Source organism: Agrobacterium sp. FDAARGOS_525, from assembly GCF_003938925.1.
Lineage (GTDB): Bacteria > Pseudomonadota > Alphaproteobacteria > Rhizobiales > Rhizobiaceae > Agrobacterium > Agrobacterium pusense.
Window position 1 is genome coordinate 43,725 of the sequence record NZ_RKIU01000005.1, and the last position, 26,892, is coordinate 70,616.

Sequence of the window (26,892 nt, forward strand, 5' to 3'; positions counted from 1 at the left end):
GCTTTGGGTTGGTTGGATCCGCTGATAAACAAAACCCGTTTGAACCGGCGAGGGCGACAAGAACTGCATGCTCGTCATACCGGACAACATATCCTTTACGCGTCATATGGATAGCGCATGGAGGTCCCCTGGTCTTGGCCGCCGCCCGAACTTCCTTCATAGAAGACAGGAAAGTACGGCCGCTCTCCCATACTCAATCACAACGAGCGCTCGATGCATACAGTTCCGCTTTAGGTTGAGTTCACTCTTCGGACACGTTCTGCTAGACGCGGATTAGGTGCGAGCAACTCAGGTAGCTCCGCACCACTCCGGTGTTCAACAATTTCGCGAACGGTTGACAGTACGCGACATGCCCCTCGCAACTCACCGATACTTGTTGTTCCGCAGACCCGGATCACGCATCGGGGCTGTCGTCTCGTCATCTAAGAGCTGGGAGGAGTCTTAAGGTGTTCGAGCAACCTTTGATCAACCGGGCGCAGATGCCATGCGGCGCGACCGACCCAATCGGCAACTGTCAGACGATCGAACTCGATTCCATGGAGCATGAAAATTTACGCTTCGCTGTAAAGCGGCAGGTGATCGGCAGATCTGGAGACCGGCGCCGTGGCGAGGGTCCTTCGGTCGCAAAGCCTGCTCTGCTCAACCGCGCGGCAGCCGGCGCCAGACGACTGGAGGCGAATTTGTAACAGCTCGTCACCAAACGCGGAACGGGGCCAGAACGATGTAGAGCTTCTCGATTATATTCTCGCCGACCCGATGAAGCCCGTTGCCGGAGCAAGGGCAATTATGGCTCTCGATGTCGATGACTAGATCGATGCACGGCAGAAGGCGGGAAGAGCATCACAGTTATCCGCAGTCTGCGACCCGCTGCCGGCGTAGATCGCTCTGCCAACGAATCGATCCTCACCTGCGATCCGGGCTCGGGGATCATTGAGGATGTCTCCTCGACCGACGGCACTGGCACTATATCCTGCGCTCAGCATAAAATTCACGGTCCGTTCGGTCTCACTTTGCCTGGAGGAACAATTCTTGTTCTCGCCCACATCCATGAGACCCAATATTACCCGGTGGCTTTGACGTTGTGGCCGCCGGCACGCAGCAAAGCCATCAGGACCGGTCCGAGTGAAAATTCACCGCGCTTCGCCCTGCTCGTCAGATCTCTGAGATATCCGCCTGGCGAATTGATGTGACCACCGCGCTCCAAAATGCAGGCAACCGTGACTGCCGCGTTCTCTGGGCCCATTGCCTCGCAGGCCTCCTGATATGCGGAGGGGCTAATCCCAAGCATGGATCTGACGACCACTGCGGCTGTCATGAGTTCACGCCAGTTCCGAATTTGACCATCGGGCCCATAGTTTGAAATTTCAGGGCAGGCGCGCAAGACAAGTCCGATTGGGAAAGCCTTGATCGGCACATGCTGCGGCTGCTTGTCTTCACTCGGCTTCGCTCCCTGCTCTTTTCGAGAGCTAGGTTCAAGTTCATTAGGAGTGTTGGTATTTGAATTCTGTATGTGCCGCTCAATATGAGCATCATTGGCGTTCATTTTTGACGAAAGGCCTTCAGAATTCAGAAGCTTAACGATATCCTCTCGTAGACTGCTCATCTTGAGACCGAGGTCCTCGAGTTCAGCCAAGTTGGGATTGCGCGGGATTTCTCCCACGATCGCGATATAGCGCTCCTCTATTCCGTCCCAATCGCCTGTTGCCCCTTCTTCAACAGCTGCAGTGATCAGCTTACGGATATCCCGCCGGCAGATCGTCAGATTTTCCTTTGCTTGTCTAAAGGCGATCCGATCGGCAGCGACCTGCTGGGCGAGGCACGCAAGCTCCTCAGCTCGCATAAGAAGAGGTGATATGTCGAAGCCGTACGCGTGCTCGATCGAGCCATCGTCGCCTTTTCTGGCGTAGCGTTTGCCGTTGGCGCTATCCTTGCGGATAATCAAGCCGGAATCAACGAGGACCGCAAGATGCCGACGCAAGGTCGCGCCTGCAATGCCATGGGCACGAATTGACAGCTGAATGTTCGAGGGAAAGACAACGAGCTGCGCGTCTTGGCGCAGTTCGTTCTCCGGATAGAAGCTCAAAAGGGCATCGAGAACCGCAAGGCTGCGATCCTGCAGACCAAGCACCTCTCGAGCTTCCGATGCGTCGCGAAAAACCTTCCACTTGTTTGCCGATTTACCTTCCTCGATCCTGCTCGTGGCGATTTGCCGCCTCACAAGCGCAAGGGTAACCTGTCGCCGCCCAAAGGGCGTCGTTACTTGTCCACCTTCCATGTCCTCGCCTCTCAAAAAGGCAAAAGAACAACGCTCACCAAAACGGTGCCAAAGACTCTTGACTAGGATTCATGGAAATGCGATTCTCAAGCTCTCACACAACGAGAAGGGCTTCCATGACGGCAACGTTTCGGGGGCCTTTTTCTTTTGCTCGCTTTCCTTCCTTAATTCGTGTCGAAATCCGCTTGCGGCCTCGATCAGTTCTTAGACTTCTCACGACTGAAGCGCTCAGCCAGCGCCGGCAACTCCGATTCAATAAAGCTCAGGAATTCCTTCGCGGACGCTGTGTGCGCTGAAATACGAACCTCGTTGGCCGTACGCACAAGCCTGCCCAGTTGCTCGCCTGCGGGTCCAGCAATCACCTCATCAGCCTCCTTCGGAGGGGATTTCGGTTTAAGAGCATTGAATGCTGCAAGAAACTTCTGGTCCGATCCAAGGTGCTTTTCGGCGCTGCCGGATAGAACCTTGCTCAATGCATCGTGGAGATCCGGCCGTTCAGAATAGGTCTTTGCAAAGTCGACCCATCTCGGACGACCGACCTTGCCCGCCCGCCCGATTGCTTCGATGATTTCGGTCGGGACGACACGATAAACGGACCGCATGCGAGCGAGTTCGGGGTCATCGATAGACAGGGCAGCCTTGATATCCCGAGGCTTTACACCAGCATCATCCATGCGGCGGGCGAAGAGGGCGCGCTCGATCCAGGTCAGATCCTGTCGATCAGCATTTTCAATACCCTGAGCGATAACAAGTTCGATGTCGGAAATCTCGACCTCGATCGCCTTGACCGGAATTCCAAGGTCTCTGGCTGCCTGGAGCCGGCGGTGGCCGTAGATCACCTGATAGCGATCAGGAGACGAAGGTGATTTACGGACCTGTATGGGAACCTTTTGACCTTCGGACCGTATCGAGTTCCGGAAAGCCTCGAAATCGGACGCATCATCGTCAGGAAGACGATCAGGAAAAGGCGAGGGGTCGATACTTAAGGGATCGAGTTCGCGGATCGTGCCTCCGCCGGCTTCGACCAGCGCCTTCAGGCGGTCGCGTTCAGATTTGATGTCGTCAATCGCCCGATGCGCCGCACCGATCACGCCTGCGCCCACTCGCGCAGTCGGCACGGGCTGGGGAGCAGGGGCCGGGTTCTCGGTCGAGAGCCGGTTTTCCAACTCCGCAGAGAGCAGCCCAAAGTTCGCCACGATGGATTTACGCGATGACTTGCCCGTCATTTGCGCCCCCAACTTGTGTTGATGAGTTTCACGATCGCTTCGTTCACGGCGTCAACCGCCTCGCGAGCGCGTTTATGTGTGTCACGGCCGATTTGGCCCATTTCGAGTTCATAGATGGAGCGCTTCGCAAGCCCCGCCGCTTCCACAGCCGTGCTCTCGATCAAGGTTGGCAGGAGGACATCCGTGCCAAACAGATGACGCATCATCGCGACTACCTGCGACTGCGGCGCGTCGTTCGGATCGTGGCGGGTAACCAGATAGCGAATGAAATCCTGATCGAGTTGTGCGCCGCTTTCGTTCAGCACGCTGATCAGGTCTCCCATCATCAACAGGAACTGGCTCATGGAAGCCACGTCAAGCATTGCCGGATGGACGGTGATAATCATGCTGGTGGCGGCGTAGATCGCGCTGAGGGTGAGGAACCCCAGAGAAGGAGGGGTATCGAGAATGACGACGTCGTAATCCTGATCGACCTCGGCCAATGCCAGTTTCAAGCGCTCGAAGAATATTGCCCCTGAACCGGATTTCTGCGCCAGAACCCTGGGCGTCTCGTGCTCATATTCCATGACCTCGAGGTTGCCCGGTATCAGGTCGATGCCGTCGAAGTACGTTTTGCGAATGATGTCGCGGATCGGCCGATGCTCTGCATCGTCATAGCGCAACGCCGCATAGATGGTCTCATTGGCGCCGACGTCAAATTCAGGCTGGGCGCCGAAGAGAGCGGAGAGTGACGCCTGCGGATCGAGGTCCAGTGCGAGGACACGATAGCCTTGCAAGGCGAGATAGTGAGCAAGGTGAACGCAGGTCGTGGTCTTGGCACTGCCACCCTTGAAGTTGGCGATTGCCACCACCTGAAGGTGTTCACCCTCGCGGCGCCGGGGCAAGAATCTCAATGCATCGGCAGGCTTCTGGCTTGCGAAAAGCTCCCGCAATTCGTTGATCTGGGCCAGGGTGTAGACGCGATGATTGTTTTCCAGTCGCCCGGGAATCGGACCACGCCCCTCGCTTGACAGGAGTTTGAGCGTGGAATCAGGTATGGATGTTAGCTTGGACACTTCGTTGGTCAGGAAGGGGCGCAGGCTTTTCTCCGATTTCGGCGGATACATGCGTGTTCGCAGTTGCTGCAATTGCTGCGACAAAAGGCTTGCGTGGCGGGCTATCTTGCCGCCCGCATCTTCCTTCTGCACAATCGCCGCTTCGATCTTATTCGCTATCGCCATATCGCCCCCTTGGCGGACAAGGTTCGGTTTGCCGCCCAAAGCCCGCCAAAGATACAACACGATTCTCGCGTCACGTCCAGAGATTAAGGGTTAACGAACTCTTAAGGACTAGCCGGGCCTGCTCTTCAAATGCCTTGATGCAATCCCTGGTTCTATCTCCAATGCGTTGCAGAACAGTCCGCATTGATCCTCGTTTGTTAGCCCAGCCCCCAAGGGTACACCTGAACACGTCGTCGAAACGCGGAGACCGCGGCATGCTTATCGGCCGGATCGTCTAGGAGGCGTTGGGTACGCTCGGAGGCAAAAGGGTTCGGTTCGAAGCTAATACGCATGGGCCTTCTGGGAACCGAGGCCGTCGGAATTAAGATCGCAACGGACTGCGCAAAAACATCTAGCCGAAGCCATAATGACAAGCACCGATAATCGGCGAGCCAGTTTTGGACCGACCGTCCATGGCTCCCGACTGCAACTGTCAGCATTGATTACCCCGGGGAGGGCAGCCGTCGAGCTCCTTGTTCAGCCGGATAAGCCGTTTCACTAGGCTCTGGTCCAGTTGAAACAGCCGAGGGGCAGAGCCGAGTTGCTTACCAATAGTGCACCGTGGCGATAGAGGCCCAAGGGATTTCCATCCGCCGGCATATCCACTGCCCACAACTGGCCCGACGCGTCAGAGGCGATTATCTTGCCGTTTACCGCAGCAATCGCGTCAAACGCCTCCAGTTCGCTTGTCTCGGGTGAGAAAAGTACCGTCACCTGCGATTGACCGGAGGGCGGCAGTGCGGCGAGCGGGCCTGCGGCTAGGGTCGCCGCGAGGAGGATAGGCGGTGATCTCAGGATTCGATTGCCGCCTTTTGGCCCGCCCCGACGTATCATCCAGCCAATGGTCAAGGGAATTACTCCGAACACTGCAAACCAGAGCAAATACCAAAAAAGCGGATTGTCGACGTCCATACGGACGCGGTGAATGCCTAAAAGCCAGTGTGACAGGATACTATCGGCGAGATGCCAGGCACCGAAGCCAATAAGGGCGTTAGCAAAGATGCGCCGATCCGTTCCCCGCGCAGGGCAATCGCTCCGGGCTCGCCACAACAAGCAAACACCAATGATGGCGATGGTGTACATCAGCGCATGAAAAATACCGTCCCAAAAGACGAGAACGCGAATGTCCAGCCGTGTTTGCTCCAGGCCGCTTAACAAATGATGCCATTGCAACAACTGGTGCAACAGAATGCCATCGAAGAAGCCACCGAGCGCAAAGCCTATCATGTAACCAGCCCATTTAAGCGCTCCGGAAAAGGGGAGGGGGTCCTGTTCAGCTTCCGCGTTCAACATCTGTCGCCTCCTTTCCGTCGCGATTCGAACCTCCGGAAGAAGCTAATGTTCCGCAGTGCTTGAATTTGACGTGAGTCGTTTGCGATCCGCTTGGTGAGTGCGTTATTTGTCCAGCAATCAATGGGATCCTGACGGCAAGATTCACGACAAGGTCACCCGTTGGCACCAATGAGTGCGAGGCGTCAAGGTGCCCGCGGCACCCTGCCGAATGCGAAACATTGAAGAATTCCAGAGCGAAGCTCGGTTTGAGGCCGACCAGGGAGGTTGCTTGCGACGTTTGCAAGCAGCGGCGCGTCTGGCGACCGCCGCCGGGCGAGATGCTACCCGCGTGCAAATGTCGACCGGGACACCTCGCAAGCCAGACGCAAGCGAGTTGCTCGAAGTTAAGCGCAAAGGAGATTCCAATGTCTGCAATTGACCGGATCGGCATCACGGCCATTACTTACGCACGTCCACGGCCTCAGGAGGTCACTCGTACAGCGCTAGACCAGTCCGCCGAACGGCCAGTCTCGACAGCAATTGGAGGTGCCCCTGCATCCCTTTCTTCCAACCTTGCGAATGCGCTCTGGTCACTTCGGGGAGAACCAGCCGGACATATTGAAGAGGCGCCGCTGCACCATGGTGGACCAAGTCCTGAAGAAGAACTTGGCAAATGGGCTCATATGACCCTCGGCGAAAAAATCAGAGCGCAGTATCTGGAGGCGCGCGGATTGACGGAGAGCGACCTTGCGGCAATGTCGCCCGACGAGCGCAAGGCAATCGAGGACGAGATCAAGAACGCCATTATTGCTGCAACGGAAGAGAAGGGCGACGAGGACGAAAGCAAACAGGTCGGAACCTAGCCCCGCGACGGATGAGGATGATCGGCTGCTGCTTTAATATTCCATTTGCAAACAGTCGTTGCCCGCGAAGCGGGTGGCTGCATATGTTTGCAGTCAAACTCTGATTTGTTCGGCTCTCCTTGGGAGAGTTCATTTGTAACCGTCGCGGCTCCACGGCGGAACCGAAGGACGGCGAGCCGCGGCCAGAAACCGGATCGGCTGGCAGCTACGGCCCTGCACCATCATGTATAATTGGTGCCGGAAGTCCACCAACACCTGTTTCTCATCGGCATTGCGAGACCGATTTCGGCGGACAGCCTCTAATACTCGTAAGCAGTCTTTCCGGCCACAGATCGGAAGGATGCAACACGTATCGTTTTGGATTAGGCTTGAACAGAATTCGGTACCGACACATGTTGGAATCGAAGAAGAGGCTTGCCCTGCGTCCACCGCTCAGTGCAAGCGGAACTCGCCGTCAATGCGATGCCATTCGTTCGGCCTGATCAGCCTCTGGTGAGTGTAGCGGACGGAATGAAGCGCGCCGTCAAGACTCGCCTGCCAGAAATCGAGGAACTTGTACATCTCGGGAAATTCAGGGGCCAGATCATAGTCCTGCCAAACATACGTCTGCAGAACGGATTCGAAATCAGGAATGCGGTAGAGGATTTGCGCGGTGGTCAGGCCGTAGCCATTCAGTTGCCGTTCGAGATCGGATGAAAATTGCATGCTTCATCTCCTGTCGTGAAATTATCAAGGTGTCGCAAAATTTCGCAGACATCAATGAATTTCTCGAACGCGCCAGCTTAATAGTTGTTCCTTTCCAACGTGTTAGCAGCCACATGAGGCGAGCGCTAATTTTTCCGGTCGCTCCTCTTGAAATCGAAAAATCCCGAAACCAGATCATGTCGCGCAAAACGCTCGATTGAGGTTTTGCACCCGCCCGGACTGGTCATCCGGTCCGGGCAGGGGGAACAACGTCATCATTGTTTGTCCATTGGAGGAAAACATGTCGTTCCGACCGCTGCATGATCGCATTCTCGTCCGCCGGGTCGAATCCGAAGAAAAGACCAAAGGCGGCATTATCATTCCCGACACCGCCAAGGAAAAGCCGCAGGAAGGCGAGGTCATCGCCGTCGGCCCCGGCGCCCGAAATGAATCCGGACAGATCCAGGCGCTCGATGTCAAGGCAGGCGATCGCATCCTGTTCGGCAAATGGTCAGGCACCGAGATCAAGATCAATGGCGAAGACCTGCTGATCATGAAGGAGAGCGATGTCATGGGCATTATCCTGGCCCAGGCCGAGCAGAAGAGGGCCGCCTGAAAATCCAACGGCATAACCATCAGTCAGATAGCTGCCTATTGAGGAGTTTGAAAAAATGGCTGCAAAGGAAGTCAAGTTCCACACCGATGCCCGTGAACGCTTGCTGCGTGGGGTCGATGTTCTTGCCAACGCTGTAAAGGTGACGCTCGGCCCGAAAGGCCGCAACGTGGTGATTGACAAGTCGTTCGGTGCGCCGCGCATCACCAAGGACGGCGTTTCGGTCGCAAAGGAAGTCGAGCTTGAAGACAAGTTCGAAAATATGGGAGCGCAGATGCTGCGCGAAGTTGCTTCCAAGACCAACGATCTTGCCGGCGACGGCACGACAACGGCTACCGTTCTGGCCCAGGCAATCGTTAAGGAAGGCGCCAAGGCAGTAGCCTCCGGCATGAACCCGATGGACCTGAAACGCGGAATCGATCTTGCCGTCGACGCAGTCGTCAAGGAGCTGAAGACCAACGCTCGCAAAATTACCAGCAATTCCGAAATCGCCCAGGTTGGTACAATCTCCGCCAACGGAGATACGGAAATCGGTCGTTATCTAGCCGAGGCGATGGAGAAAGTCGGCAACGAAGGCGTGATTACCGTCGAGGAAGCAAAGACCGCAGAAACCGAACTCGAAGTCGTCGAAGGCATGCAGTTCGACCGCGGCTATCTGTCGCCCTACTTTGTCACCAATCAGGACAAGATGAGGGTCGAACTCGAGGATCCCTATATCCTTATCCATGAAAAGAAACTCTCGAACCTTCAGGCGATGCTTCCGGTTCTCGAAGCCGTGGTCCAGTCGGGCAAACCTCTCCTGATCATCGCTGAAGACGTCGAAGGCGAAGCCCTCGCAACGCTGGTCGTCAACAAGCTGCGTGGCGGCCTCAAGATCGCTGCCGTCAAGGCACCTGGCTTCGGCGACCGCCGCAAGGCCATGCTGGAAGACATCGCCATCCTGACCGGTGGTACCGTCATTTCCGAAGACCTCGGCATCAAGCTCGAAAACGTCACGCTTAACATGCTCGGACGCGCCAGGAAGGTGGCGATCGAGAAGGAGAACACCACCATCATCGACGGCATAGGTTCCAAGGCCGAGATCGATGGCCGTGTCGCGCAGATCCGCGCCCAAATCGAGGAAACCACTTCCGACTACGACCGCGAAAAGCTGCAGGAACGCCTTGCCAAGCTCGCCGGCGGTGTTGCCGTCATCCGGGTCGGCGGTTCGACAGAAGTCGAAGTGAAAGAGAAGAAGGACCGCGTCGATGACGCGCTGCACGCCACCCGCGCGGCGGTAGAGGAGGGGATCCTGCCTGGCGGCGGAGTCGCGCTGCTGCGTGCTGTCAAGGCACTCGACAATATCGGTACGGCCAACCAGGATCAGAAGGTCGGCGTCGAGATCGTCCGCCGTGCAATCGAGGCACCCGTCCGTCAGATCGCTGAAAACGCCGGCGCGGAAGGCTCGGTTATCGTCGGCAAGCTGCGCGAGAAGACGGACTTCTCCTTTGGCTGGAACGCGCAAACCGGCGAATACGGTGACCTCTACGCGCAAGGCGTCATCGATCCGGCCAAGGTCGTTCGCACCGCGCTCCAGGATGCCGCTTCTGTCGCAGGCCTTCTGGTGACGACGGAAGCGATGATTGCGGAGAAGCCAAAGAAGGATGCCGCAACCGCCCCTGTCGGCGGGGGAATGGACTTTTGATGGCAAGAGGGCGCCCTAAGGGGCGCCCTTTTTTGCTGCTTCCTTGCACAACGAAGCCTGGCCGACAGAACATATGAATGCTGTCTCAACCGCTCCTCCATCGGATTTTCGTCCAGTCTCCTCTCTGATCCAAAGGCTAACGTCATCGTCGCCCAGACTTCGCGTGGCGTTTGTCACGTCCCATTCGCGACAGGCTCGGTCTCAAGGCGAACTTTGTCGGCAAGACAATGCTGAAAATTCCCCCAACTTCCGTGTATCTTATCACCAGAGGTCCGGCCCGCTCGAACGGTACGGGAATGGGCCACGTCGGGATGAACTAGAGCGACGTGACAGACATCGTGTTTTGTTCGTTCTGAAAGGGGTTTGGCATAAATTGCAAATCACTTGGCATCTAATGCCAATGGCATATGTCGTTGGCCTCGCTAGTCTCCTTGCCAGCGAACATAAGCGGACACCAACAATCCGCGCGCTGCTGAGCAAAATGGAGCAACACACATGACCCACAAAAAAGTCGCGCTTGTCACAGGTGCATCGTCAGGTATCGGACAGTCTACGGCCTTGAAACTCAAAGGCTTGGGCTACACGGTGTACGGTGTCGCACGACGTGTCGAGCGAATGCAGCATCTAAACAAAACCGGCATCAACATTCTGACTATGGATGTCACGAATGATGAATCCATCAAGGCGGGTATTGATACGATCATCGCTGAGGCAGGCCGTATAGATGTTCTTGTCAACAATGCTGGTTATGGATCGTATGGTGCTGTAGAGGATGTTACGATGGACCAGGCGCGAGCACAGTTCGAAGTGAACGTTTTCGGAGCGGTAAGGCTCATTCAGCTTGCGCTTCCGTATATGCGCCAGCAGCGCTCTGGAACTATCGTCAACATAACATCGATGGGAGGAAAGATTCACACTCCGCTCGGTGCTTGGTATCACGGCACGAAATTCGCGCTTGAGGCAATCAGCGACTGCCTGCGCATGGAGTTGAAGCCCTTTGGCGTCGACGTCGTTGTCATAGAGCCGGGGGGCATACGGACCGAGTGGGCAAGCATCGCTGCCGAGAAGCTACGGAAGACGTCTGGAAGTGGCCCCTATGCAGTTCAGGCTAACGCCATGGCGGAGACTATGGTAGGCGAGGCGAGCATGAAGCGGCAATCACCACCGCAACTCATCGCTGACACCATTGCCAATGCGGTGAGTGCGAAAAGGCCGAAGACCCGATATGCGATCGGGTTTGGAGCACGTCCCATGATCTTCATGCGCAATGTCCTGTCTGATCGAGCCTTCGACGAAATGATGGGTATGGCGACTGGGATTAGCAAAGCTCTGAAATCGCAGAAGGCGTAGGAGGATTTCTGCATGGCGCAAATCGACAAATGCAAAATCCCGAATGCCTTCTGGAGGGCAATAGAGCATTTTGGTCTCCGGCCTGCTGCGCTGTTACGGCAGGCTCGGTTGCCAGCCACTCTGCATCTTGGCGGACAGAGTTTTGTCACCACGATGGAGTATTTTTCTTTGATGCAGGCCCTGACGGACTTGTCTGGTGATCCTGCGATCGGCATCAAAATGGTGCAGGCTGTCGAGACGGCGCTGCACCCGCCGTCCAGCCTTGCTGCGTTCTATGCTCGTGATTACAGAGACGGACTCACCAGACTTGCTCGATTCAAACGACTTTGCACGCCAGAAATATTGGAACTCGTTGAGGTGAACGGCGAGTGTTCGATATCGAGCGAATGGCCCTTCGCAACGGTCGTCGAACCATCGATCTAGGTGGACATTACTCTCGCGACAATGGTGGAGCTCGGACGTCGAGCAACAGGTCGTTACATCGTTCCGCGCCGTCTCGAACTGGCGCGAACCGGCGCGATCTCAAAGGAGCATGAGGAGTACTTTGGTTGCCAAATACGCACGACCACGTCGCAAAACAAACTCGTGTTGGATGCCGCCGATCTCACAAGGCCTTTTCCAGGTTATAATCCCGAGATGCTTGAAGTCCTGACACCCGCTTTGAGTGCAGCGCTTAGTGAACTTGAGGCGCAAAATACCATCTCCGAACAAGTGAAAATAGTTTTGAAGCGCAGCCTCGCTAGCGGTCAGCCGGGGCTCAACGATGTAGCGAGACAACTCGGATTGAGCGAGCGCACACTCCAACGACGCATCACCGATGAGGGTTCAACCTTTCGCGGGCTAGTCTCCGACGCTCGCCGAGACCTTGGACGCCACCTGCTGGCCGACCCTTCGACCGACATCGAGGAAGTAGCCTGTCTACTTGGCTACCAAGACACCACTTCGTTTTATCGTGCATTCCGCGAATGGGAGGGCATGCCCCCGAATAGATGGCGTGAGATGAACAGGTCCGTGTCAAACGACACGATAGGGAAAGAGCTTCACTGATCTCATAAGACAGTTCTCCCTCAGGGACTGCCATGCTCTTCCTGAAGCTTCTCGGCCGCGAACGTAGGTCCGAAATCAAGGTAGCGTTCTCGCACCAGCATCAAAACATAATCACTGACGCCGGTGGCTATTTTATTGTTTGACGGCCGACCGATCGCTTTATGCCTGATCGAGGCAGCGCCGGCAGCCTCAATACGACCAATCAGTCTCTGAACATGTCGGACGCTGATTGCCAGTACATGTGCCGCTGCGACAATGGTCATGCGGCCATCAACGACTTTCGACAAAACCTCGATCCGCTGCAAATCGCGCTCGCTCATCGTGATCAATCCCATCTGCATCTCCCAGACGTCAATCAGATGCGGGGAGTGTGACATTCCAACTTTGCAGAAACACGACACTTTAACTTTGCCCTTACATACAATGTCAAAGCTGAATAGAGGTGCGACGTCGCCAGCCAGTTAGAAATGCGACACTCGGCATCTCGTCTGGCTCTGACGATCAGCCCCCGATCCGACCGGCTGGTCCGGGTTGCAAGGAAGGAGCGGGGGCGGGTGAGGGACACCTTCCTGCTTTAGCTTTCTCAGTAGCAATTGTTCCGTCGCCGCCTGATACTCTTTTGCACCTGCGTGGGGCAGGTAGGGGTCAAAGCCACACGATGCTTCCGGAAATCAAATTGCAGCGTGAAGTCGATGTCGCCGCGCTGTCACCACTTCTTCGAGGTATGCTTCTTTCCGTTGCCTATGCTGACGGTGAGGGTGGCATCGGATTAACAGCCACCGGCGCCATGAACCGCAAGTTCGTGCATTGGGCCGCTGTGCACTTTCTCTGGCCAGGGTTCACAGCTGAGGATCTCTACAGCATGAACAAGGTGCTCAATGAGCGCGACATGCCACCGCTCTGGGTCGTGCGCGACATGACCCGTCATCTGAAGCTTCTTCGCCGGAAAAAGGATGTGCTGCTGCCAACCAGACGCGGCCGGGAGTTCCTGGTGAACCCGCAAGGCTTCTTCGATCTCGTCGCCACGGATTATCTCTATTCCTATGTCCACGCCACGGAGCGCAAAGAGGAGGTCCAAGCGCGGTTACGCTGGTGGCGCATGTTCCTCAACCTTCTCAATATCAAGGCCAGAGAAGGGTGCACGCCATTGGAGCTTGTGAAGATCCTCCACCCAGACTTCGAGCCCCTATCTGAGACCGAAATGACACTGGAAGCCTGGGAGCTAAAATCCGATCTCCAATATGGTGTCCTGCGGCGCCTGTGCTGGCTGGGCCTGCTTTATGAGGCACGAGAAGGGCTCACGCTTCTTCAAGACGGAGCCTTCCACAAGACGCCGCTTTGGTCCGCCTGCCTGCAGCTGGAATCAGATACACAAAGCGACATCGGCGTGCACTGACAATCTTATTCCGCCGCTGGTTGCCTCAATAACGCTTTCTCTCGCCGTGCAATCACCGCCGGATCGTTCATGTAATCTGTCCTCGGCTTACGGCCACGCTTCTGATAGCCGTTCCCCGTGCTGCCGTCGCGAATGCCGAACATATGATCCGTCTGCCCGGTGCGGCGAGGGCCGCTTTTGCTCCGTTGCTGTTCTCGTCCAGCCTGCATCTCGGCGACGATCGACAGCATGTCGTCCAGACGCTTGTTCTCGACGACTTCCGGGCGATGGACCGACCGCAGCTTGTCAAAGGTTCTGTAGGGTAGGGCAAAACTCTCGTGCATGATCTCGAGGCGACCGTCCGGATAATCGCAAACAATCACCTTTTGGCCGGCCAGAGGCCTGGAAACGTCGGTCGGATCGAGAATGAACAGCACCTTGTCGTAGCGCAGCGTCAAAGCCTGCGACAGCGTGCGAACTTCCTTGCGGCACATGACGCCATCAAGGTTCTCGTGACCGGCCAACTGCCGGTGCATGTCCTTCGGATTGCGCGGTTCCTTGCCGAAACGCGCGTTGAAATCTAAAATGAACTCAGGCGCATACGCGTTGGCTTCCTCGATCGTGTCGATGCCGCGAAGCCGCATCTCCTTGACCAGCCGATCCTGCAATGTCTGGTTGGCACGTTCCACACGGCCCTTGGCCTGCGGGGTGTTGGCACAGATGATGTCGATGTTCAGCTCATAAAGCGCCCGGCCGAATTGTGTCAGGCCGCTCGTCCGGTCCTTCTGCGACGCATGGGTCGAACGAAAGACGCCGTGCTTGTCGCTGTAGAAGGCCAGTGGTTTGCCCCATTGCTGCAGATATGCCTTGGTCGCGCGCAGATAGTCGAATGTGTTCTCCGATCCGGCAAACCGTAGATGCAGCAGCTTGCCGGTCGCGTCATCGATATAGACGAGTAGGGCGCATTTGGGCCCACGGTTCTCGAACCACCAGTGATGCGAGCCATCGATCTGCACCAGTTCGCCAAAGCAATCACGTCGGCCGCGTGGCTGGAAAACCCGTTTCTTGCGTTCTCTACGTGAGACCCAGATACCAGCCTCGGTCATCCATTGCCGCAGCGTCTCCTTAGCCACAGAGATCCGGTGCAGCTCGATCAGCTTCTCACGCGCCAGCGTCGGACCGAAATCCAGATAGCGTTCGCGGATCAGATCCAGCGCCGCATTGCGAAACTCCTCGCTGTGGCGCCGATTGCTCGGCCGTGATCGCTTCTTGGAAACAAGGCCAGCCGGACCATCCCGGTCATAGGCCTGTAGCAGCCGATGGACCTGGCTTCGACTTAGGCCGAGCCGTTCGGCAGCCTCGACGACGCTCAGGCGTTCGTCACGGATCTTCTGGATGATGTCGAGGCGATGCAACTCTTTCTGCGACATGGTGATCATAAAGGACATGACGACTCCGACCGCTCATGGTCTCAACCAGGCTGAAGATCGTCATCCTTGCTCCCAACGTTAGCTTTGACCAGTGCGTCGAGAGGCGAGACTGTCGCATCTCTAACTGGCCCAACTGTCGCATTACTAAATAGCCCTTACATACAATAATTGCATAATCAATATTATGGAACTTACCGCGCTCTCATCCCACAGGGACGTGCGACCTGACGATCACGCACGTGGAAACGCCAGGAAAGACCGGCAGTCGGACCATGCAAACTTCCGCCCTCATCAGCAGTTGAACGCCACTCGACCGACCAGAGGCGATCGTCTTCCTCATTTGATGATCGATCGCAAGTACGCTGCTTGACATAAACTGGCTTCACCCAAGCGCCGGATTGATCTATCCTGTTAGCCGACATGACAGTCGATGTGCATCCGGACGGCGAGGGTCGCCAAGGCAATGTCCGGCCACAAGCGACTTCGAAACTCGGCCGGACTCTCATTGGAGAGTCGTCATGTCGGAACAATCTGCTGCATTCCCGTCCCTGCCCTTTACGCCCGTCGATGTTTGCGACGGAATACATGCTGCTGTCGCCTTCGAGGTGCTGCGCGATCAATATAGCCTGCAGGCCGCGACAATCGCGGCGTGGTGCGCCATCGACGCGCGCACCCAAGGTGATGAGCACCGGTACCGTTTCTGGTTCGGCGTGTTTTGCGACCTTCGCAAGGCCTCGCCTGTCTTTTCTCTCGTGCTACCCACGGCCTCCAAACTGCGGCCGTTCTTCCCTGAAGGAACGGATCTCCTGTCTGCAAACGGCAGGGGTGGCGATGTTGATCGCCTGCTTCACTCCAAGGATATCGGGAACGCTATTATTCGTGAAATTCGATCAATCATCGAAAACTAATATTGGAACTGGGGCGTAGTTCTTTCGCAAAGTCTCCGAAACGCCAGTCAACCAGACAAACGTGAGGGTGAACGATGAAATGGAAAATCCTGTTTGTTACATTAAGTGTAACAATGACTATGGCCGATAAGGCGAGTTCCGAGCAGTTGATCGTCAACAGCTACGGCGGACCCTACGAAGACATTATCCGCAGCCGGATCATTGAACCCTTCGAAAAAGAGTTCAATGTAAAGGTTATTTATGACGCCGTGGGGTCCGCGTCGCAAGATTACGCGAAAATCAAGGCGACACGCGGCCGGCCGGGCTTTGACGTGGTCGTCATGACTGCCTCTCAGTCGCTCGACGGGTGTCGCGATAACCTCCTCGAAAAGTTCTCAACCGAAACCGTACCGAACATCGCGAAACTGAATCCGGATATCAGCGGCATCGCCGGCGCCTGCGGAGCCGTCCACGAGGTCCAGTATCTTTCTCTTCTCTGGCGCAAGGACAAGCTCGCGAAAGCGCCCGTCTCCTGGTCGGCGTTCTTTGATGAAGAACTAAAGGGAAAGGTGATCCTTCCGACTTTCCAGAACATCATGGCGGCATATCTCATGCAGATCATGTCCGTCGCGAATGGGGGCGATCTCATGGACAACGTTGACCCAGGTTTCGAGGCCATGGGCAGGCTCGCCAGGCAATCGATGGGCTTCGAGCAGTCTTCTTCCATCATGGAGAATTACCTGAAGGAGGGCGAAGTCTGGGCGATGCCGTTCTGGAACGGGCGTGCACAGCTCCTCGTCGACAGCGGCCTGCCGGTTGACTATGTCAGGCCGGCGGAAGGGACCATCCCCCTCGTCGCAACCTTGAATGTGCCGGTTGGCGCTCGAAACAAGGAGTTGGCATACAGGTTCGTCAATTTCTTCCTTGAAAAATCCAGCCAGGAAGCTTGGGTGACCGGCTACAACGTCGGCAGCGCCCGCACCGATATTGAGGTCCCCGATGCCGTCCGCGCGCGTCAAATCACCACCGAAGCCGACTTGAAGACACTTCTTCTTCCCGACCTGTCGGGCCTCGCAGCCAAGTTGCCCGAATGGGGTGCGCGCTGGGAGCGGGAAGTGATCGCGGCAGGGCGATAAGGGGGCGATCATGACAACAATCGAACTCCAGTCGCCAATCGAACCAAGCCGCCATCGGAGATTCACACTCAGGCCCTATGCCTCGCTGGTTCCCCCTTCAACCGTCCTTTTGCTCTTCTTCGCTCTGCCAATGGGTATGATGATTGGAATGAGTTTCCATGGGAGTGACGGCCAGGAGTGGACTATTGCCAATTATCAAAGGTTCTTTGCTGACGATCTGATGATGGCGGGTCTCGGGCGCACGATGCTGATGTCGGGACTCGTCGCGATTTGCGTCACTGTCATGGCGTATCCGCTTGCTTATTATCTGGCTCGTGCGACGTCCCGATGGCGCATGGTTGTCTTCGCCCTTGCGATTGCCCCGGAACTCGCCGGTGTTGTCCTGCGCACCTATGGATGGCTCGTGATCCTGGAGGACCGGGGTTTTGTAAACTCGATGCTCCTGTGGGCGGGGTTGATCTCCGAACCGCTGCCGTTGTCGAGAAGCATGTTTGGCGTCGTCGCCGGTCTGACGCATGTCGTTCTGCCTTTCGGCGTCCTCTCCCTGATGACGAGCCTGCAAGGCATCAACCCCAATTTTGAAAAGGCCGCGCAGGTTCTGGGGGCTTCCCGGCCAGCCGTGCTGCGCCACATTGTTCTGCCGCTTTCCGTTCCGGGGATCGTCAGTTCCCTGCTTATTGCCTTCACAATGGCGGCCAGCGCTTACGCGACACCAGCGCTGCTTGGCGGCGCGGGTTTCAAGGTTCTGGCAACGATGGTCTACGAGCAGGTGCTTTTCTACATCGACTGGCCGTTCGCGGCCGTGATGGCGAATGTGTTGCTTGTGGCAATGCTCGTCGCCGTCTTCATCGGCTCGCGCATTGAGGCGCGGCTCCACAATAAACTGCATCTGTAGGAGACGGTCGTGAACAGGTTTTTATCGATGACGTTCAGGACCTCGCTTGGACTCATCCTCGCATTCATCACGCTGCCGCTGCTGGTCGTGCTTGTGGCTTCCGTCAGTCCGACGGCGAGGATTGTTTTTTCGCCATCGCTCTGGACGACAAAATGGTACGGCGCCCTCATGTCCAGTCGCTGGATTGACCCATTTTTGTTGAGTGTCGAACTCGCATTGATCGTCACGGTTCTCAGCGGGCTATTCGGGCTGCTCGCAGCTTTTGCCGTCGCCTACGAGAAATGGCTCCCGTCAGCGTCCGGAACCGGTCGCGATCACCGCAAAGGCGAGAGCCAAAGCGGCCGCAGCTTGCTAGCGGACCCCGTCAGAGGGTTGATCGACGGAGATCCGGGCCCGGACCAGGAAGCCATCCATCAAGAGCGGGATTGGCATGCCCCATACGCCTTGCCTTGGATCCACAGTAATCATGCTGATGAGGATCCTCGCCTTCCCTGATCGCCTTTCCGGTTGTTTCAACGCTCCGGCGTTGGGGGCGACGGGTATAACTGCTGGAGACGGCCCGCATGCAGCCCGAAGCTGAGTGTTCCGGACGGTTGCGGAAGCCGCATCGAGGTCTGACGTCGCTCTCACGCAGGCTCCAGATCACAAGTTCGCTGGAACGATCGTCGTGCGCGCCACCGGCTCAGCGCAGTCCTCTTGTCAACTTTGAGGGGTCGCGTTATTCCGTCTGCGGAATACCTCTTGAAATATTCCACAAATGGAATACATTTGGAGCACCGATGAGTTGGAGCGTTGAATATACCGATGAGTTTGGTGAGTGGTACACGACGCTGATCGAGGCCGTTCAAGACGATATTGTAAGGGTAGTCGGACTTTTAGAAGCCAAAGGACCGCAACTTCCCTTCCCTTACTCATCCGGCATCGAAGGTTCAAAGCACGAACATATGCGGGAACTGCGGATTCAGAGCGGCGGAGAACCCTACCGGGTATTCTACGCTTTCGATCCGCGTCGCACTGCTATTTTGCTCGTCGGTGGAAATAAAACCGGCGACGACCGCTTTTATGAAATCATGGTTCCGGTCGCTGATCGACTATATGACAATTACCTGATCGAGATCGGGAAGGAAGGTTTGATATGACTGGACATCGCCCCTTTAACGACTTGCGCAACAGAATGTCGTCCGAACGCCGTGCCCGCAACGATGAAGCGACCAAGGCAATTCTCGAAGACATGGCGTTACACGAGCTGCGCGTGGCCCGTGAAAAAACTCAGCAGGATGTGGCACGCGCACTCCATGTGAAGCAGCCAGCTGTCGCAAAGCTGGAGCAGCGCGCCGATATTTATGTCAGCAATTTGCGACGCTATATCGAAGCATTAGGTGGCACGTTGGAGATTACTGCGAAGTTTCCCGACGCCTCGGTCAACATCAAGAATTTCAGCGAGTTGGCCGCTGAGAAGTAACAACGCTTGGAAGCAATAAGGCCTCCGACTACACACTTACCTAAATCGCTTAATGAAAATTCCGGCTCTTCACCTTCAGTGTATCGATATGAAGATCGGGCGTGAACATGTCCCGCGGGACGACCGGCTTCGGCCTGTCGCGTGAATCCGGCCCGCCGCCGCCATGGGCAAATTCATCGCCGCGACCAGCCGGCAGCCTGAACTCCGTATCCCGATCGGCAAGGCCAACCAGATCGGCTGAGAGATCGAAGAGTTGCTGGGCGACGAGATGGACCACCTCCCCTTCTCGCTGGATTCGGCCATTGATCGCCATCATTGAGGATCCCAGTACGATACGCCGACGCTTCTCGAATAGCGACGGCCACACAACGACGTTGGCCGGTCCCGTCTCGTCCTCGATGGTGATGAACATCACACCCTTAGCCGATCCCGGCTTTTGCCGCACGAGCACAAGTCCCGCCGTGTAAACCCATCGCTCATCCCGTGCATTCATCGCCTCGGCACAGGTGATGATGTTGCGTTCCAACAGATCCTTGCGCAGGAAAGCGACCGGATGCTGGCGCAAAGTCAGCCCGATGTGGCTGTAGTCCTCGATGACGTTGTGGCCATCGGTCATCTGCCGGAGCGCAACCTCTGGCTCCTGCTGCTCGGCAATCGCCGTCGCCTCGCGTTCGGCTGCGGCTGCAAACAACGGTAAGGGCTCGTCGCGCAGCGCCTTGATCGCCCAAAGCGCATCGCGTCGTTCGAGTTTCAGCGATGGCAGAAAGGCGTCGGCCTCCGCGAGTTGAACAAGTGCTTCGGTCGGCACGCTGGACCGGCGCCACATGTCATCGACTGAGGCGAACCGGTTGTTCATGCGCGCCGCCACGATCCGCGCCGCCTCCGCGACCGCGAGCCCCTTCACCTGCCGGAACCCCAGCCGGACAGCATGCCGACCGGTGTTGCCGATCCTTTCGAGCGTACAGTCCCATCGAGAGTGATTGACGCAGACCGGCCGCACCTCAACGCCATGCTTGATCGCATCCCCGACGATCTGGGCGGGCGCATAGAAGCCCATTGGCTGACTGTTGAGCAGTGCGGCGCAAAACACGTCTGGAAAATGGCACTTGATGTAGTTCGAGGCATAAGCAATCAGCGCAAAGGAGGCTGCGTGGCTTTCCGGAAAGCCGTAGGAGCCAAAACCTTCAAGCTGCGAGAAGGTCTTTTCGGCGAATTCCGGTGAATAGCCATTCTTCACCATGCCGGAGACGAGCTTGTCTTTAAAGCGAGAGACACCGCCCGTAAATTTGAACGTGGCCATGGATTTGCGCAGCTGATCAGCCTCGCCGCCGGTGAAACCGGCACAGACCATGGCGACCCGCATGGCACTTTCCTGAAACAGCGGCACGCCGAGCGTCTTGCCGAGGACTGCTTCAAGCTCTGGTGTGGGATATTCGACAGGCTCCTTGCCTTCGCGACGACGGAGATAGGGATGCACCATATCGCCTTGGATGGGACCGGGCCGGACGATCGCCACCTGCACGACCAGATCGTAGAAGGTGCGCGGCTTTAACCGCGGCAGCATCGCCATCTGCGCGCGGCTTTCGATCTGGAACGTGCCGAGCGTATCGGCCTTGCGGATCATCGCATAGGTGGCGGCATCTTCCTGCTCGATTTTCGAGAGATCAAGATCCTGCCCTTTGTGCTCGCGGATGAGATCAAAAGCCTTGGCCATACATGTGAGCATCCCGAGCGCCAAGACATCCACCTTCATGAACTTCAATGCCTCAACGTCATCCTTGTCCCATTCGATAATCTGCCGGTCTTTCATCGTCGCCGGTTCGATCGGCACGAGATCGTCCAGCCGGTCATGGGTGAGGACAAAGCCGCCGGGATGCTGGCCGAGATGACGCGGCGCGCCCATCAGCTGCTGCGCGAGTTTCAGGGTCAGCGCTAAGCGCCGGTCGTCCGGGTTGAGATTGAGCTCCCTGATGTTTCTGTCGGGTACTTCTTCCGACCAGGACCACATGCCTGACGATAGCGCCTTGATGACATCCTCCGGCAGGCCGAGCGCCTTGCCGACATCGCGGATTGCGCCCTTGGCCCGGTATCGGGTGACGGTGGCGCAGAGTGCCGCCTTGTCCTTGGTATAGGTCTTGTAGATCCACTGGATGACCTCCTCGCGCCGTTCGTGCTCGAAGTCGACATCGATATCCGGCGGCTCGTCGCGTTCCTGGCTGACAAAGCGTTCGAAGAGGAGGTCATTGGTGGAGGGATCGATCGAGGTGATGCCGAGAATATAGCAGACGGCGCTGTTGGCGGCGGACCCCCTGCCCTGACAGAGAATGCCCTGGCTTCTGGCAAAGCGCACGATCGAAAACACGGTCAGGAAGTAAGGCGCGTATTTCATGGTGCGGATGAGATCGAGCTCGTGGCGAACGGTCTTTAAAACATCCGGTGGCAGGCCTTCCGGATAACGATCGGGCGCACATTCCCAGACATAATGCTCCAGCGAGGCCTGGGCATCCTTGCCCGGTACGATGGCTTCCTCCGGGTATTGGTAGGTGAGTTCCTCGAGCGAGAATTTGCAGCGACGCACGATTTCAAGGGTTCGCGCGAGTGCCTGCGCGTAGCGCGGAAACAGGCGTGCCATTTCCTCCGGTGGCTTGAGGTAGCGGTCGGCGTGGCGTTCGCGCTCGAAACCGACATCGTCGATCGTGGTGTTGTGCCTGATGCAGGTGACGATGTCCTGCAATTGCCGCCGGCCCGACTCATGAAACAGCACGTCATTGGTGACGACAGTTCTGACCCTGGACCGCGCCGCCATGTTGGAAATCTCATGCAGCCGCAACTGGTCGTTCGGTCGCCGACGCAGACAGAGAGAGACGTAAGCGCGATCACCAAACAGCTCAGCCATTTTTCGGAGCTGCGAGACGCAGGTGGCATCCGGCAGATCCGGCACCAGAATGCCGATCATGCCCTCGGAGTAAGCGGCGATATCGTCCCAATGCAGGATGCAGTTGTTCTTGCCGCCACGCGATTTGCCCAGCGTGATCAACCGCGTGAGGCGCGAATAGGCGGAACGGTCCATCGGATAGACCAGCACAGACATGCCGTCGGCGAGATCGAGGCGACAGCCGACGACAAGACGCACACCCGTTGCACGCGATGCTTCAAGTGCTCGGACGATGCCTGCCAGAGAATTCCGATCGACGACGCCGAGTGCCTCGATCCCCAAGATTTTGGCGGTTTCAAACAATTCCTGCGCAGACGAGGCGCCGCGCAGAAAGGAAAAGTGGGTCGTGACCTGAAGCTCGGCGTAGCTCATGCGAAGATCCCGTGGCAGAACCAGCGATGGGAGCCGGTTTCGGGATCGACCCCGTCGCCGGAGCGGAATACCCACAGGCGTTCGCCTGCCTCGTCCTCGATGACAAAGTAGTCGCGTACCGCCTCCATTTCGGCGTCACGCTGCCACCATTCTCCAAAAATGCGTTCCGGGCCATCGGCGCGTTTGACCTTATGGCGCTTACCGCGCCAGACGATGGAGACCGGCGGCCGGTCAGGCATCAGCGCGATTGCCTCGATCAGTTCGGGGCGTGGTAAAAGCCGGACCGGCCGGCGCCAATGGCTCACCCAGGCAACGGCGATCGGTTCAGCGACAGGGCTGATCCGATGGACAGAGCGCTCCGGCACATCGGAGGCGACCGGTGCGACGCGGTAGACCCGCTGGCCCCGATTTCCATAGATATCGATCAACGGCGTCACATCGGTGATGTCATCCTCGATCAGAGCAGAGGCTTTCTGCGCCTCTTCCAATGGCTCCACCATGACGGCGACAAGGGTGAGCTTCTCGATCCCGAAACCCGGCTCGATCTTTTCGGTCCGGTCCCGAAACAGTTTCGTCAGCCAGGCGATATCGCGGGCAGGCTTGGCGGTGCCTGCGCGAATGGCCTGCCTGGTACCGTCGACCTTTTCGACGATCAGGTCGGCACGGCGCACCCCAAGGCCGCGCTTCTCAAGCTCATCGACCAGCTGGACGACGAGGCGGCCGACATATTTGTTAATCGTTTCGGCAGCGCCAATCGGTTCAGCGAAGGCTTTCGAGACTTCAACCAACTCAGGCGTACGGATCGGCTCGATAGGCTCGGCGAGACGACAGAGCATCTGGTCAAGACGGCGGCCAACCTCCGGTCCAAAGCGCAACGTCAGTGGCGCACGTGGCGTGTTGGCAAGCTCGCCAATGGTCTGGAAACCAAGGATGCGCAGATCGCTGACAATCTGGGACGGCAGGCGCAGGAGCGATATCGGCAGCTTTTCGACCGCCCGAACTGTCTCACCCGGCTTAACCACGATCGTTTCGCGATTGATGGCGCGGGCACAGGCATGGGCTGCACCCCAGCTGTTGGCGACCGCCACACGGGCTGTCAGCTTCCTGGCCAGAAACTGGTTGGCGATCTTCGTCACCATCGGCAGCTCGCCGCCCTGCAGGTGGTCGGCACCTTCGGTATCCATGACAATGCCATCGATCCCGTCGACGGCAACGATTGGCGAATAGATCGTCAGCGCCCAGAGCGTGATGCGTTCGAGTGCCACGCGATCGGCTCCGGGATCTGCATCGACCATCATCAGGCCGCGAAACAGCGACTGCGCCTTTGCCGCCGGCATGCCGGCATGTACGCCTGCCGCTCTGGCAGCCGGGTCGGCAGCCGAAACCCATCGCTTCGAACCGCTTCTTGCAATCACGGCGATTGGCTGTTCAGGCGGAATGGAGGGATCTGCGCGCCGTATTCGATCCGTCGGCAGATCCGGAAGATAAATGGATACGACCCTTGTCATCACACGCTCTCACGAGAAACTCAGCACACTCACCCGCTTTCACGCGCATCAATTCCAGAAACCACTGAGGCCTGCCCACCCCCGGGACCGGCAGTGCCTCGGACGGCATGACGCTGACCCGCCATCTCGTCGTTGACGCCGTTGGCTGGCCAAAATCATTCGCCTCCGTCTGCCGCCGCCATCGCCGAACGCCGAGCGCCATAGTCCCGGTTCGCTCGGCGGCCAGCTGCAATCGGCGGGAACTCACCATCGGCAGGCGGACAAGTTCGCCGACGACCGCCCCGAGACCGCCAAACGACAGCCCCTCCTCCATATTGGCCAGCACATCCTCTTCCCTGTCGGACTCGACGAAGATGACGCGGTCGGGATGGAGACCGACCTGGGCAAGCGCCGGAAAGAACAAATCCGGTCTCGTCAGACACCAGATGACGGGGCCTTTAGTCCGGGCGGCAATGCCGGCGACAAAAAGCGCGGCGGCTGCACCATCGACTGTACCGGATCCTCCGCCCGCAAACTCATGCAGGGCTCCATAGGCAAGCCCGCCGCCAGGCAAGGACGCATCGATCTCGGGGACACCGAAAGCGAGCGTTCCGGCCCGCTTCGCAGCTGCGCCCTCCATCGAGGCGATGCGGCCACGCAAATCACAGATCACATCAGACACCCCCTTGGGGCGCGCAGCGGTCATCGTTCACGGCTCCCTTCAAGGTCGTGTTCAAAGGATCGACATCATGTCGTACAGGCTATTTGTTCATTGTTTGTTCTTGTTGCGCACGAGAGTCAAGCGCCGCTGGGTTGAGCAATATTATCACAACATTAGCAAAACCGAAGATTCAAAAAAGATTCAAGGCTGTAGGGATAACAAGAATTTTTACCGCACTCCGCTCTTGTCGGGCTCCAGATCGTGATAGCGGGGATAGATGAGCGGCGTCACAATCCTCTTAAGGTTTTTCGTGCTGAACTCTTGGGATGACGAAGCCATCGAGACAAAGCCGCTCGATCGTAATACCGAAGCCCAGCTCTATTTAGTGCCGCGTCGCTGCGGTTGATTGCATCAATGGCGTGCGACCGATACGGGAGCTTTTAGACTTGAGGCCATATGAACATCGGACGTCTAGGCGGATGCATTAAGCCCCGCCGCATGCAGGGCGATGGCAAAGTTGACCTGTGAGATCAATTCCCTAAAATCCCGCTCAAATCTTCTTGGGGTGCTGCGTTGCAAAAGCTCGAACTTGTTTTTGTTATTTGTGGTTTTGTGGCTTTGGGGACGTGGCTTTATTCGGGCGAGTATCGAGCTTATGGCGCCCTGGCGATGATTTGCTTTCTGGGAATCGCTTCGGTCTATCTCCTCTTGACGTCAAAGGAGAGAGTTTACCGGTTGTTTGCATGTATATCACTGACCGTGATCTCCGCTGCAATCGGAATAGCTCTGTTGAGAATGTCGGGACTGACCGGCTAATGCGGTGGCATCAAGCGACCTAAACGGGCCGCGGAATAGCGCCTGCGCCTTGACATGCAGCGTTCCTCCACGGCGCTAGCCCAGCGGGCAATCGCATCCGCGGCCGATGGAGACCAGAGGATAGGCGTGTGCCTGATCGCCGAGATCAAGTTTAGGGCATGGACGGGCGACGATAAACTCCGCCATGCTTCCTGCAAGGGCCTGCGGGAACGGCAGGACAATGCCGACGTTTACAAGCTCGACTAGATACGCAGGCGGAAGTCAACGGACAAACTGCATTCGGTCGCAACGGAGGAATTGCTGCCATGTGCAACCTTTATCGGATGGAAGACAGGGACTGGGTCTCAAAGTGGGCCCAGGACGCCGAAAGCCTGATCAACCTCATGCCGGCCTATCAGATGAACCCCGACCAGATGGGGCCGATCGTTCGAAACACGGCGGACGGCAAGAAGCAGTTGGTTCATGCACGATGGGGCCTGCCCTCACCGATCTTCGTGCAGAAGAAGGCTGCGGAGGCGAGAGCGGATAAACTGAAGTCCAAAGGTCAGACCATCGATATGGATGAGCTCATCCGCATGGAACCGGACCGTGGCGTGACGAATGTCCGCAAGCTCAACCTGCCTCACTGGACGCGATGGTTCGGCGTCGAGCACAGGTGTCTTGTCCCGGTCACAAGCTTTGCCGAACCGGATCCGATGAGCAAACAGGAAGGCGGCAATGTGCCCAATGCCTGGTTTGCCCGCGATAATGCGAAATCGCTGATGTTCTTTGCGGGCATCCACGTGCCGCAATGGAAGAGCGTCCGCAAAGTCAGGGACGGGCTCACAACCGACGACCTATACGGTTTCCTGACGACCGATCCGAATGACCTCGTGAAGCCGATTCACGAGAAGGCCATGCCGGTCCTGCTGCTGACGAAGGAAGAAACCGAAGTCTGGATGCGGGGCCCGTGGAATGAGGCAAAGGAGCTCGCCCGCCCGCTACCGAACGACGCGCTGATCATTTCATCACGCGAACCGTACGGATCAACGATCGTTTCGCAAAGTGGAGAACCGGCGGAGCAAGGACGCCTTTTATAAGCGGCGGCCATTACCTGATCACTGCCTGGGCTACGGCCCTATCGATGAGGAGACTAAACCCGCTGAACTGTTCGGAGAGAGGAG

The 26,892-nt window shown here is 57.2% G+C and carries 22 protein-coding genes and 3 pseudogenes; 15 read left to right on the forward strand and 10 right to left on the reverse strand.

Going from position 1 to position 26,892, the window contains the following annotated elements; translation table 11 throughout:
- Window positions 1–1,060: 1,060 nt before the first annotated feature.
- The 4 genes from repC to EGT36_RS27070 form a co-directional block, all read right to left on the reverse strand.
- Window positions 1,061–2,275 (reverse strand): plasmid replication protein RepC, encoded by a 1,215-nt coding sequence (gene repC / locus EGT36_RS27055; RefSeq protein ID WP_125271477.1) that lies wholly within the window; start codon window positions 2,273–2,275, stop codon window positions 1,061–1,063.
- A 197-nt stretch (window positions 2,276–2,472) separates the two neighbouring features.
- On the reverse strand, window positions 2,473–3,501 hold the full coding sequence (gene repB, locus EGT36_RS27060) for a plasmid partitioning protein RepB (RefSeq protein ID WP_125271569.1): 1,029 nt from the start codon (window positions 3,499–3,501) through the stop codon (window positions 2,473–2,475).
- Window positions 3,498–4,721, reverse strand: coding sequence for a plasmid partitioning protein RepA (gene repA, locus EGT36_RS27065; RefSeq protein ID WP_172965736.1), 1,224 nt, complete (start codon window positions 4,719–4,721; stop codon window positions 3,498–3,500). Before repA ends, repB begins: the two co-directional genes overlap by 4 nt.
- 537 nt (window positions 4,722–5,258) lie before the next feature.
- Window positions 5,259–6,053, reverse strand: coding sequence for a DUF2243 domain-containing protein (locus EGT36_RS27070; protein WP_125271479.1), 795 nt, complete (start codon window positions 6,051–6,053; stop codon window positions 5,259–5,261).
- Between the two features lie 404 nt (window positions 6,054–6,457).
- Between EGT36_RS27070 and EGT36_RS27075 the strand changes: the two genes are divergently transcribed.
- On the forward strand, window positions 6,458–6,895 hold the full coding sequence (locus EGT36_RS27075; RefSeq protein ID WP_125271480.1) for a hypothetical protein: 438 nt from the start codon (window positions 6,458–6,460) through the stop codon (window positions 6,893–6,895).
- Between the two features lie 432 nt (window positions 6,896–7,327).
- Here EGT36_RS27075 and EGT36_RS27080 read toward each other — a convergent pair whose 3' ends face one another.
- Window positions 7,328–7,600, reverse strand: coding sequence for an usg protein (locus tag EGT36_RS27080; protein WP_125271481.1), 273 nt, complete (start codon window positions 7,598–7,600; stop codon window positions 7,328–7,330).
- Between the two features lie 280 nt (window positions 7,601–7,880).
- Between EGT36_RS27080 and groES the strand changes: the two genes are divergently transcribed.
- The 5 genes and pseudogenes from groES (at window position 7,881) to EGT36_RS31400 (ending at window position 12,273) form a co-directional block, all read left to right on the forward strand.
- Window positions 7,881–8,195: a co-chaperone GroES gene (groES, locus tag EGT36_RS27085; RefSeq protein ID WP_125271482.1), complete on the forward strand. Its 315-nt coding sequence runs from the start codon at window positions 7,881–7,883 to the stop codon at window positions 8,193–8,195.
- Between the two features lie 55 nt (window positions 8,196–8,250).
- Window positions 8,251–9,876 carry a chaperonin GroEL gene (gene groL / locus EGT36_RS27090; RefSeq protein ID WP_125271483.1) on the forward strand — a complete coding sequence of 542 codons (1,626 nt, stop codon included), beginning with the start codon at window positions 8,251–8,253 and terminating at the stop codon, window positions 9,874–9,876.
- 495 nt (window positions 9,877–10,371) lie between these two features.
- On the forward strand, window positions 10,372–11,226 hold the full coding sequence (locus EGT36_RS27095; RefSeq protein WP_125271484.1) for an oxidoreductase: 855 nt from the start codon (window positions 10,372–10,374) through the stop codon (window positions 11,224–11,226).
- Window positions 11,227–11,238: 12 nt separating this feature from the next.
- A pseudogene (locus EGT36_RS31395) lies at window positions 11,239–11,832 on the forward strand (AraC family transcriptional regulator ligand-binding domain-containing protein); the annotation flags it as partial.
- Window positions 11,833–11,862: 30 nt separating this feature from the next.
- Window positions 11,863–12,273, forward strand: a complete 411-nt coding sequence (locus EGT36_RS31400) for a helix-turn-helix domain-containing protein (RefSeq protein ID WP_353505586.1) — start codon at window positions 11,863–11,865, stop codon at window positions 12,271–12,273.
- A gap of 29 nt (window positions 12,274–12,302) precedes the next feature.
- Here the strand turns inward: EGT36_RS31400 and EGT36_RS27105 are convergent.
- Window positions 12,303–12,608: pseudogene (locus tag EGT36_RS27105) on the reverse strand (helix-turn-helix domain-containing protein); the annotation flags it as partial.
- A 323-nt stretch (window positions 12,609–12,931) separates the two neighbouring features.
- On the opposite strand from EGT36_RS27105, the gene EGT36_RS27110 reads away from it, so the two are divergent.
- Window positions 12,932–13,669, forward strand: a complete 738-nt coding sequence (locus EGT36_RS27110) for a hypothetical protein (RefSeq protein WP_125269937.1) — start codon at window positions 12,932–12,934, stop codon at window positions 13,667–13,669.
- Between the two features lie 5 nt (window positions 13,670–13,674).
- Here EGT36_RS27110 and EGT36_RS27115 read toward each other — a convergent pair whose 3' ends face one another.
- Window positions 13,675–15,096: an ISNCY family transposase gene (locus tag EGT36_RS27115; protein ID WP_125269936.1), complete on the reverse strand. Its 1,422-nt coding sequence runs from the start codon at window positions 15,094–15,096 to the stop codon at window positions 13,675–13,677.
- Between the two features lie 500 nt (window positions 15,097–15,596).
- On the opposite strand from EGT36_RS27115, the gene EGT36_RS27120 reads away from it, so the two are divergent.
- The 6 genes from EGT36_RS27120 to EGT36_RS27145 all read left to right on the forward strand — a co-directional run bounded on the left by EGT36_RS27120 (window position 15,597) and on the right by EGT36_RS27145 (window position 19,458).
- On the forward strand, window positions 15,597–15,986 hold the full coding sequence (locus tag EGT36_RS27120; protein ID WP_125271485.1) for a Y4oE-related protein: 390 nt from the start codon (window positions 15,597–15,599) through the stop codon (window positions 15,984–15,986).
- Between the two features lie 74 nt (window positions 15,987–16,060).
- On the forward strand, window positions 16,061–17,101 hold the full coding sequence (locus EGT36_RS27125; RefSeq protein ID WP_125271486.1) for an ABC transporter substrate-binding protein: 1,041 nt from the start codon (window positions 16,061–16,063) through the stop codon (window positions 17,099–17,101).
- 10 nt (window positions 17,102–17,111) lie between these two features.
- Window positions 17,112–17,996 carry an ABC transporter permease gene (locus EGT36_RS27130; protein ID WP_125271487.1) on the forward strand — a complete coding sequence of 295 codons (885 nt, stop codon included), beginning with the start codon at window positions 17,112–17,114 and terminating at the stop codon, window positions 17,994–17,996.
- A 9-nt stretch (window positions 17,997–18,005) separates the two neighbouring features.
- Entirely contained in the window at window positions 18,006–18,491 is a 486-nt protein-coding gene (locus EGT36_RS31185; protein WP_286084353.1) for an ABC transporter permease, read from the forward strand.
- 284 nt (window positions 18,492–18,775) lie between these two features.
- Window positions 18,776–19,135, forward strand: coding sequence for a type II toxin-antitoxin system RelE/ParE family toxin (locus tag EGT36_RS27140; protein WP_125271488.1), 360 nt, complete (start codon window positions 18,776–18,778; stop codon window positions 19,133–19,135).
- The gene (locus tag EGT36_RS27145; protein WP_003585442.1) at window positions 19,132–19,458 is read left to right on the forward strand and encodes an XRE family transcriptional regulator; all 327 of its coding nucleotides are present in this window, start codon (window positions 19,132–19,134) and stop codon (window positions 19,456–19,458) included. Before EGT36_RS27140 ends, EGT36_RS27145 begins: the two co-directional genes overlap by 4 nt.
- Window positions 19,459–19,507: 49 nt before the next feature.
- On the opposite strand, the gene EGT36_RS27150 is transcribed toward EGT36_RS27145, so the two are convergent.
- From EGT36_RS27150 to EGT36_RS27160, 3 genes are read right to left on the reverse strand one after another with little or no spacing between them, the layout of a single operon-like run.
- A complete protein-coding gene (locus EGT36_RS27150) occupies window positions 19,508–22,765 on the reverse strand; it encodes an error-prone DNA polymerase (RefSeq protein ID WP_125271489.1) in 3,258 nt (1,085 codons plus the stop codon).
- Entirely contained in the window at window positions 22,762–24,273 is a 1,512-nt protein-coding gene (locus tag EGT36_RS27155; protein ID WP_172965731.1) for a Y-family DNA polymerase, read from the reverse strand. The genes EGT36_RS27150 and EGT36_RS27155 overlap by 4 nt, the downstream gene beginning before the upstream one ends.
- Window positions 24,194–24,958: an ImuA family protein gene (locus tag EGT36_RS27160; protein WP_125271490.1), complete on the reverse strand. Its 765-nt coding sequence runs from the start codon at window positions 24,956–24,958 to the stop codon at window positions 24,194–24,196. The genes EGT36_RS27155 and EGT36_RS27160 overlap by 80 nt, the downstream gene beginning before the upstream one ends.
- Before the next feature lie 903 nt (window positions 24,959–25,861).
- On the opposite strand from EGT36_RS27160, the pseudogene EGT36_RS31190 reads away from it, so the two are divergent.
- Both EGT36_RS31190 and EGT36_RS27170 read left to right on the forward strand, forming a co-directional pair.
- A pseudogene (locus EGT36_RS31190) lies at window positions 25,862–25,975 on the forward strand (non-homologous end-joining DNA ligase); the annotation flags it as partial.
- 59 nt (window positions 25,976–26,034) lie between these two features.
- Window positions 26,035–26,808, forward strand: a complete 774-nt coding sequence (locus EGT36_RS27170) for an SOS response-associated peptidase family protein (RefSeq protein WP_125271491.1) — start codon at window positions 26,035–26,037, stop codon at window positions 26,806–26,808.
- Window positions 26,809–26,892 lie beyond the last annotated feature (84 nt).

Excerpts from the sequence above, each read along its gene's own strand:
- repC (WP_125271477.1), bottom strand. The coding sequence starts at position 2,275 with ATGGAAGGTGGACAAGTAACGACGCCCTTTGGGCGGCGACAGGTTACC.
- repB (WP_125271569.1), bottom strand. The coding sequence starts at position 3,501 with ATGACGGGCAAGTCATCGCGTAAATCCATCGTGGCGAACTTTGGGCTG.
- repA (WP_172965736.1), bottom strand. The coding sequence starts at position 4,721 with ATGGCGATAGCGAATAAGATCGAAGCGGCGATTGTGCAGAAGGAAGAT.
- EGT36_RS27070 (WP_125271479.1), bottom strand. The coding sequence starts at position 6,053 with ATGTTGAACGCGGAAGCTGAACAGGACCCCCTCCCCTTTTCCGGAGCG.
- EGT36_RS27075 (WP_125271480.1), top strand. The coding sequence starts at position 6,458 with ATGTCTGCAATTGACCGGATCGGCATCACGGCCATTACTTACGCACGT.
- EGT36_RS27080 (WP_125271481.1), bottom strand. The coding sequence starts at position 7,600 with ATGCAATTTTCATCCGATCTCGAACGGCAACTGAATGGCTACGGCCTG.
- groES (WP_125271482.1), top strand. The coding sequence starts at position 7,881 with ATGTCGTTCCGACCGCTGCATGATCGCATTCTCGTCCGCCGGGTCGAA.
- groL (WP_125271483.1), top strand. The coding sequence starts at position 8,251 with ATGGCTGCAAAGGAAGTCAAGTTCCACACCGATGCCCGTGAACGCTTG.
- EGT36_RS27095 (WP_125271484.1), top strand. The coding sequence starts at position 10,372 with ATGACCCACAAAAAAGTCGCGCTTGTCACAGGTGCATCGTCAGGTATC.
- EGT36_RS31400 (WP_353505586.1), top strand. The coding sequence starts at position 11,863 with ATGCTTGAAGTCCTGACACCCGCTTTGAGTGCAGCGCTTAGTGAACTT.
- EGT36_RS27110 (WP_125269937.1), top strand. The coding sequence starts at position 12,932 with ATGCTTCCGGAAATCAAATTGCAGCGTGAAGTCGATGTCGCCGCGCTG.
- EGT36_RS27115 (WP_125269936.1), bottom strand. The coding sequence starts at position 15,096 with ATGTCCTTTATGATCACCATGTCGCAGAAAGAGTTGCATCGCCTCGAC.
- EGT36_RS27120 (WP_125271485.1), top strand. The coding sequence starts at position 15,597 with ATGTCGGAACAATCTGCTGCATTCCCGTCCCTGCCCTTTACGCCCGTC.
- EGT36_RS27125 (WP_125271486.1), top strand. The coding sequence starts at position 16,061 with ATGAAATGGAAAATCCTGTTTGTTACATTAAGTGTAACAATGACTATG.
- EGT36_RS27130 (WP_125271487.1), top strand. The coding sequence starts at position 17,112 with ATGACAACAATCGAACTCCAGTCGCCAATCGAACCAAGCCGCCATCGG.
- EGT36_RS27140 (WP_125271488.1), top strand. The coding sequence starts at position 18,776 with ATGAGTTGGAGCGTTGAATATACCGATGAGTTTGGTGAGTGGTACACG.
- EGT36_RS27145 (WP_003585442.1), top strand. The coding sequence starts at position 19,132 with ATGACTGGACATCGCCCCTTTAACGACTTGCGCAACAGAATGTCGTCC.
- EGT36_RS27150 (WP_125271489.1), bottom strand. The coding sequence starts at position 22,765 with ATGAGCTACGCCGAGCTTCAGGTCACGACCCACTTTTCCTTTCTGCGC.
- EGT36_RS27155 (WP_172965731.1), bottom strand. The coding sequence starts at position 24,273 with ATGACAAGGGTCGTATCCATTTATCTTCCGGATCTGCCGACGGATCGA.
- EGT36_RS27160 (WP_125271490.1), bottom strand. The coding sequence starts at position 24,958 with ATGACCGCTGCGCGCCCCAAGGGGGTGTCTGATGTGATCTGTGATTTG.
- EGT36_RS27170 (WP_125271491.1), top strand. The coding sequence starts at position 26,035 with ATGTGCAACCTTTATCGGATGGAAGACAGGGACTGGGTCTCAAAGTGG.